Here is a 3479-nt window from a genome sequence, read left to right on the forward strand (position 1 = left end):
ATTTGTTTCATTTTTTTCATTTATATAATTTCGTAACTTTTTTTCTTTATTATAAGAAGAACTATTTTCTATAAAAAAATTTATATTGTTATTATTTAAAAAATCTTTTTTATTGTTTTTTACAATACAATTATCTTTTACTAAATTTTTATATTTATCGTTAAAAGAAATATGTTTTATATTTGAATCAATAAAATTTGATTTAGAATTAAAATGCTCTTTTTGAGTTTTTTTTGAAAGTAAATTATTTTTTTTAAATAATTTAAATAAAAATAATTCCTTTTTTTTATTTAAAGCATTATGTTTTTTTTTTAACAAGATATCATTCTTATTTTGAAAAGTATTTTTTTTAAGAATTTCACTTGTAAGGAAAATATGTTTTATTAAAAATGATTTTTTTAACCAATGAATTATTTTAAATATAAAATTATTTTTAAATGAAAATTTTAAAAATTTTTTATTAGAATCATTTTTTTTAATAATATTTTTTTCTTCTTTTTTTATCTTTATAGAATTATATTGGAACTTATTAAAACTATTTATATTTACTTTTTCTTTTTTCTTTGGTTCTAAAACATTGTTTTTTAAGATATGCGTATTTTTATTTTTTCTAAAATTAGACAAACAATAACTAGTAGAATTGACACTTTCACCTTTTCTAATTCTAGAAACAGAATAATGTGGGGTTTTCATTTTTTTACTAGGAACAATAATAGTTTTTCCACCACCTTGACGTTTTTCTATAGCATGCACTGCCTCTCTTTTTTCATTTAATAAATAACAAGCAATTTCTATAGGAACTATAGCATGTACTTCATATGTATTTTCTTTCAATGCTTCTTCTTCAATTAAACGTAAAATAGATAAAGATAAAGATTCATTGTCTCGAATTGTTCCTGTTCCTGTACATCTTGGACAAATATGATGACTTGATTCACCTAAAGACGAACTCAATCTTTGTCTTGACATTTCTAATAAACCAAATTTAGAAATTTGACCAATTTGAATTCTAGCTCTATCTTCGCGTGCAATTTCACGCAATCTATTTTCAATGGCTCGTTGGTGACTAATAGGAGTCATATCTATAAAATCAATTACTATGAGCCCTCCTAAATCTCGTAAACGCAATTGACGAGAGATTTCATCTACTGCTTCAAGATTAGTATTAAACGCAGTAGATTCTATATCTATCCCGCTTGTAGAACGAGAGGAATTTATGTCAATAGCAGTTAAAGCTTCTGTACTATCTACCATAATTGATCCCCCAGAAGGTAATCGTACCTTTCTTTGAAATGCAGAATTTATTTGCGTTTCGATTTGAAAATAACTAAAAAGCGGAACCACACCACTATATAATTTTATTTTATTAATAAAATCAGGTCTACCTAAAAAGGTAATATGTTCGCGAGCTAAATCTAATATTTCGGGATTATCAATTAAAATTTCTCCGATATCTTGACGTAAATAATCACGAAAAGCACGTACGATAACGTTGCTTTCTTGATGAATTAAAAATGGAGCAGATCGTTTTTTTGCTATTTTTTGAATTGTATCCCAATGTTTTAATCTTAATGATAGATCCCAACGCAATGATTCTATAGATTTTCCTGCTCCAGCTGTTCGAATAATTAAACTCATGTCTTCAGGTAATTTTAATGACATCAATAATTCTTTTAATATTATTCTGTCATTACCTTCAATTCTTCTTGATACACCAGCAGCCTTAGGGTTGTTTGGCATAAGAACCAAATAACTACCTGCTAAACTTATAAAAGTAGTCAAAGCTGCTCCTTTTGTACCTCTTTCTTCTTTGTTTATTTGAACAATAACTTCTTGTCCTATGTGTAAAATATCTTGAATATTAAAACGTAAATTATAAATAAAACCTTTTGGAAAATAATTTTTAGAAATTTCTTTTAATGGTAAAAATCCATGTTTTTCTTCACCATAATCTACAAAAGCTGCTTCTAAACTAGGTTCAATACGAGCAATTTTCCCTTTGTATATATTTGATTTTTTTTGTTCTGATCCTAAAGTTTCTATATCAAGATCATATAATCGTTGACCATCAACAAGGGCTACACGCAACTCTTCCTGCTGAGTTGCATTAATTAACATTCTTTTCATTGTAACTTTTTCTCTCTTATTTTTATAAATAAGTAAATGCATCAACAGGAAATATAAACTAGTAAAAATTCATTTCTTATTATCATAATATGATTTCTATTTGAAATACCTATAAAAATAAGTTTTTTATAAAAAAATAAAATAAAAAAGAAATGTAAATATGAAAAACAATATATACAAATAAAATTGATATTTTTTATAAATAAGATAATAAAAAAATTAAAATACTTTTTTAATATTTTATTAAATATTAAATAATTTAATTAATATATTTATACAAACAATTATATTATAATAAACAAAAATTAAAAAAATTACTTTAAAATAGAGATTTTTTTAATGAAAGATAAAATACTACCTGTATCTATTATATATATTAATAAAGATATGATAAACCAACGATTAGATAATTTTATACATAGCAAGTTTAAACACTTACCTAAAAGTATGATTTATCGCATTATAAGAACAGGAAAAATTCGAATTAATAAGAAAAGAATCAGACCATATTATAAATTAAAATTAGGAGATATGATTAAAATTCCACCAATAAAAGTCTCAAATAATATAAAAAAAAATTTTTTTCCTTCAAATCACACCATAAATTTGTTAAATAATATTATATATGAAGATAATGATTTATTAATTATTAATAAACCTTCAGGGATTGCAGTACATGGTGGAAGTGGATTAAATTTTGGAGTTATTGAATATTTTCGAAAATTACGTCCAATGGAAAAATTTCTTGAGCTGGTACATCGTATTGATCGTGACACGTCAGGCATATTAATACTAGCAAAAAAACGTTTATCTTTAATATCTTTACATAGACAATTAAGAGAAAAACAAATTAAAAAAAAATATATAGCATTAGTACATGGTTTATGGCCTTTTAAAATAAAAAGAATTTCAGAACCATTACTAAAAATTAAATCACAAAATACAAAAAAAAAACATTAATTCACCCATCCGGAAAAGATTCAGAAACTCTGTTTACAGTAATAAAACGATTTTCTTCATCAACATTATTATCAATCATACCTAAGACCGGTAGAACCCATCAAATTCGAGCACATACTTCATATGTGGGACATCCAATATTTTTTGATAAAAACTATGGAAAAAAAAACCTAGATATCAATATAAAAAATAAAATTAATATAAATAGACTTTTACTGCATTGTAGTGAAATAAATTTTATTCATCCAAGCAATGGAAACAAAACATATATACAAGCACCATTAGATAAAATATTCAAAGAGTATTTACAATATATGATTTAATTTTTAAAAAAATTTCATATAAAAAAAGATATTTTTATATTAAAATAGTTTTTTTAAAATGTTTAATGG

The 3479-nt window shown here is 23.6% G+C and carries 1 protein-coding gene and 1 pseudogene; one reads left to right on the forward strand and one right to left on the reverse strand.

Annotated features, from left to right (window positions below; translation table 11 throughout):
* On the reverse strand, positions 1-2127 hold a 2127-nt coding region (rne, locus tag D9V70_RS01785), incomplete at its 3' end, for a ribonuclease E (RefSeq protein WP_253254792.1).
* Between the two features lie 339 nt (positions 2128-2466).
* Between rne and D9V70_RS01790 the strand changes: the two are divergent.
* Positions 2467-3410 (forward strand): annotated as a pseudogene (locus D9V70_RS01790) (RluA family pseudouridine synthase).
* Positions 3411-3479: the final 69 nt, after the last annotated feature.

Origin of the sequence: Buchnera aphidicola (Lipaphis pseudobrassicae) (assembly GCF_005081185.1) — a bacterium.
In the GTDB taxonomy this organism is placed as follows: domain Bacteria; phylum Pseudomonadota; class Gammaproteobacteria; order Enterobacterales; family Enterobacteriaceae; genus Buchnera; species Buchnera aphidicola_AD.